The organism is Rhodococcus sp. A14 (assembly GCF_011603105.1).
GTDB classification, from domain to species: Bacteria; Actinomycetota; Actinomycetes; order Mycobacteriales; family Mycobacteriaceae; genus Rhodococcus_F; species Rhodococcus_F opacus.
In genome coordinates, this window is record NZ_JAAOQS010000215.1 from 1 (window position 1) to 4,005 (window position 4,005).

Genomic DNA, 4,005 nt, shown 5'->3' on the forward strand with positions numbered 1-4,005 from the left:
CAGGTGGTATCTGTAGTTGGCGTCGCCAATCGTGTTGTCTGCGCTGATAGACCGCTTGCAGTCGCGTCTGTAAGCGATCAGCAGTTCGACGAGGGTCAAATTTCCGCCGGGTGAGGGCGGTGGCCGCCGAGGCGGCGGCGGAGCTCGAGGTTCTCGCCGTGTACGGCCTCCAGGGCCGACTTCAGGGTCTGCACTTCCTCGCGGTGCCGGCGTTTGAGTTCGGTGATCTGGACGGTCAGGGTCCGTACCACGCTGCTCGGGTGGTCGGGATCGGCGGGCGGCGATGGGGCTGGCGGGGCGCTGCGCTGCTGGGTCCGCAACTGCTCGACGCGGTGACGGATCTCGGGATTGCGGTAGAGGAAGTCCAGTGAGACGCCCGCGGTTTGGGCCAGGCCGCGGAAGGTGACGGGGTCATTGCGGCGGATCATTTCCCGGATGCCGTGGTCGGCGCGGGAGTGAGCGGCGGCGCTCTTGGCGGCGGCGGCGCGGCGCAGATTGTCGGGGTTGCCTCGGCTCACGGTCGCCTCTCCTTGTCGTGTTCGGCGGCCAGGGCGTCGGTGCGGGCGGCGACGCCGGCGCCGCGAACGGCCCGGCCGTCGCTGTCGGTTCGGTGGCCGGTTTGTTCGAGCGTGTCGATGATGCGGCCGAGGGCGTCGTGTTCTTGTGTGCGCCCGGCCAGCCACACGTTGTCCGGGCTCATCTCCTGCCCGGTGCGGGCCGCGAACGCCTGGCGGCGTTCGTCGATGAGTTGCAGTGTGTGGTGCTGCTGGGTTCTCAGCTCGGGCAGGAAGCTGGCGTCGGTGGCGAACTTGTCGCAGGTCAGGCAGGCGTTGCCCTTGTCGCAGGCCTGCCGGGGCGGCAACAAACACCACCCATTGGGCAGGATCCGGTCGGTGCGCTTGTCGAGCTCGAGCATGTCGTAGAGGTCACGGGTGTCGACCGGCAGGTCGCGGCCGTCCGCGGTGACCTTGCGGTAGCGCAGAAACTCCCGTTCGTGCGTCTCGGCGAGGGTTTCGGCGTATTCCATGGTCATCGTCGGGCTGACGTGGCCCATGTACCGCTGCACGACGTGTAACGGCACGCCGGCGTTGAGCAGGCTGGTGGCCTTGGTGTGCCGGAATCGGTGGGTGCGATTGAAGTCCACGAGCCGTCCGGCGCTGTCGCGAACGTCGAGCCGGCGCGCGAACACCGCCAGGGTTTGGGTGATGCGGGACGGGGGAAAGGGCTTGTCGGCGTTGCGGTTCATGTTCTGCCCCAGGAATAGGTATTTGGGTGTGACACCCTGTGCCCAGCGGGGCCCGAGATGCTGGTCGGCCCAGCGTCGCTGTTCGTCGATGATGGCGACGATTTCGGCGTCGACCAGCACGGTGTCGGGGGCTTGTTCGATCTTGGTTTGCTGGTATCGCAGCTTGGCGACGAAGGCGCCGTCGGCCGGACCGGTGGAGCCGCCGAGGCGGTCCAGCGGCAACAGCGGCTCACGATCGAGCATCCTGATCTCGCTGATCCGCCGACCGGTGCGGGCCACCAGCATCAGGATGCGCATGATCTGCTCGTCGCCGAGCCCACCGCCCTCGATCGGCTCCCCGAGCAGGTGCACGTTGCTCATGATCTGGGAGAACGCGGTGTCGTCGATGACTTCCTGGCGCTCGCGCAGCACCCGGGTACGACGGCCCTTCTCCCCGTGTCGCCACAACATGGCGTGGTAGGGGCCGAGTCGCAACCATCCGGGTTCATCGAGAACCTGTGCGGCGGTCTCGCGATGGTCGGTCATGAACGCGTAGAACGTTTCGAGGCAGGTGACAAGGGTGTTGACTCGCTGGGGCGAGAGGGGCTTGCCCTTGTTCGGGCCGGACTGGGTGATCAGGGCGCGCACGTGGCTGAGGAAATCCAGCATGAACGCCCGGATCCCGGCCGGGTCCTCGCGCAACCACGGCGGCGGGACAGGGTCGTGGCCGGCGATCCAGTCGGCGAAGACCTGCAGCGCAGTCCGTTGGGGGCCGGCGACCGTGCTCCAGGTCAGCTGCCCGGTCTCCAGGGAGACTTTGAAATACCACTGGATGGCGATCCGCAACCACAACGGCTCGAGTTGCTGGAAATAGACAGCGTGATTGCCGAGTGGTTCGTGGGGGCGCAGCGGTATCCGCGGATCGAGCGTCGGATCCCACACCTCCCGCCGCCACCACGGGCGCTGGTCGTATGCGGCCCACAGGATTTCGTAGCAGCGCCGAAGCGTTGAGCCGACGTTCTCTTGCCAGAACCTGCCCGGCAGGCTGCCGTTTCGCCGGGCATAGGCGGCGGCGATGGATCTCTCCCATTCCCGTGGGGCTGCGCGCATCAGCGAGCCACTCAGTTCCGGGTGGTCCTCGACCGTGGCGGCCAACCAGCGGATCAGCGAACGCAAGACACCTACCGGGACCCGACCGCCGAGTTCGGCGATGCGCCAGCAGCACCAGGCCATTTCGCGGTCCATGTCCGCCGGAAGCTGCCCGAAACGAATGCGGAAACCCGGACCGCGAGGATCCGTCAGGAATGCGGTCAGGTCATCGGTATCGAGGTCGTTCGACGCGAGGTCGATCGTGCGAAACCGATCGGGCATCTCGGCCCAGAGCGACTCGAGCACATCGCCTCGGAAGCGTCCAGAGGTGTCGCGCAGGTTCTCGAGCAGCCGTCGTGACCCCATCAGCAGGGCCCGATCACGCCGGTGCCGACCGCCCGCCACCCGGCGGTGAACTTGGCCCAGTCGGCCACCGCCCGCAGCTCGGCATCCTCAGTGACATGGGCGTACGTGTTCAGCGTCGTTTGCACGTCCGCGTGCCCGAGTCGACGACTCACCACGTGTACCGGGACCCCCGACAGCAGCAGCGCTGTGGCGTGAGAATGCCGGAACCAGTGCGGAGTCCAGCCACCCGGGACCTGCCCGGCGAGCTGACTGCGGAGCCGACGCACCAGGTCATACACGCTGTCGGGGCTCCACGATGCGAATCGAGGCTCCCGCCCCAGATTGACGAACACATACGCGGTGTCGAAATCGGCGGTGGCCAGATCCGCGCCCGCCTCGCATAACTGCCAGAGGTACTCGCCGTAGAGGCGGTCGAGGTCATCGGAAACGTAGAGACGCCGGTAGCCACTCTTGGCACGCACACCGCGCGGATGCTCGCGGGCGACGACCTCGATGAACGGCGTATCCCCCCGACCGGTATGCCAGTCGCGGTGCTGCAGCCCCAGCGCCTCACCCAGACGGAGCCCCGTCTCGGCAAGAAGAGCCCACAACAGCCGGTTGCGCACCGAGCCCCGCCACTCCCGCGTGGTCGGATCCCACTGCGCGCACGCTCCGCAGATCCGATCAATCTGCCCGGGCGTCAGCGTCGACGGCGCCGCCCGCCGCGGCTGTCTAACCCGGACCACCGCCCGGCGGCGACCCCGACGCCGGGCGATGTGCTCAAGCAAAGGTTTGTAGCTGCCGTTGCGGCCGTGGACAATCCGATACAACTCGCGGCCGACAGCGATGCCGTTGAGTTGCTGGTAGGAGTAGCACGCGAGCACAGCCCGCAGCCGCACCGCGATGGTCGACTCGGCAAACCGGGCCCGCCCCGGCGCGATCGACACCACGTCGGGTTCGTCCCCGGTACGCAACCAACACAAGAACCCGCCGAAATCCTCCAAAGTCACCGCGCGCCAGTCCCGATCGAACTCCGACAGGTACTCCCACCACAGCGCCAACGCCCGCGCGTAGGACTTCACCGTGTTAGGCGAGTTCCCCTGCACCCGAAGGTATTCCAAATACTCCTCGGCCGGCGCGACCGGAAGATGGTCCCAACCCACCACGGTCCACGTCCGCTCCCCGTCGGCCAGCACCAGTCGTTGTGACCTGCAAGGCCCCGCTGTTGCGTTCGTCACAGACACTAGCGTAAGGACCGCAGATAACCCGTCCATAGACGACACGCCGACGCTCCATCGACTCATTCATGCTGCGTCGCAGACGACCCCAGAAAGCCCCAGATAACA

At 67.0% G+C, this 4,005-nt stretch carries 3 protein-coding genes; all 3 read right to left on the reverse strand.

Annotated elements, in window-relative coordinates; all coding sequences use genetic code 11:
• Positions 1–95: 95 nt before the first annotated feature.
• Genes G9373_RS44695 through G9373_RS44705 form a run of 3 tightly spaced genes read right to left on the reverse strand, consistent with a single transcriptional unit; the run spans position 96 to position 3,897 of the window.
• The gene (locus G9373_RS44695; protein ID WP_167121223.1) at positions 96–518 is read right to left on the reverse strand and encodes a DUF6262 family protein; all 423 of its coding nucleotides are present in this window, start codon (positions 516–518) and stop codon (positions 96–98) included.
• Entirely contained in the window at positions 515–2,680 is a 2,166-nt protein-coding gene (locus G9373_RS44700; RefSeq protein WP_167121225.1) for a tyrosine-type recombinase/integrase, read from the reverse strand. The genes G9373_RS44695 and G9373_RS44700 overlap by 4 nt, the downstream gene beginning before the upstream one ends.
• Positions 2,680–3,897, reverse strand: coding sequence for a tyrosine-type recombinase/integrase (locus G9373_RS44705; RefSeq protein WP_346842938.1), 1,218 nt, complete (start codon positions 3,895–3,897; stop codon positions 2,680–2,682). Before G9373_RS44705 ends, G9373_RS44700 begins: the two co-directional genes overlap by 1 nt.
• Positions 3,898–4,005: the final 108 nt, after the last annotated feature.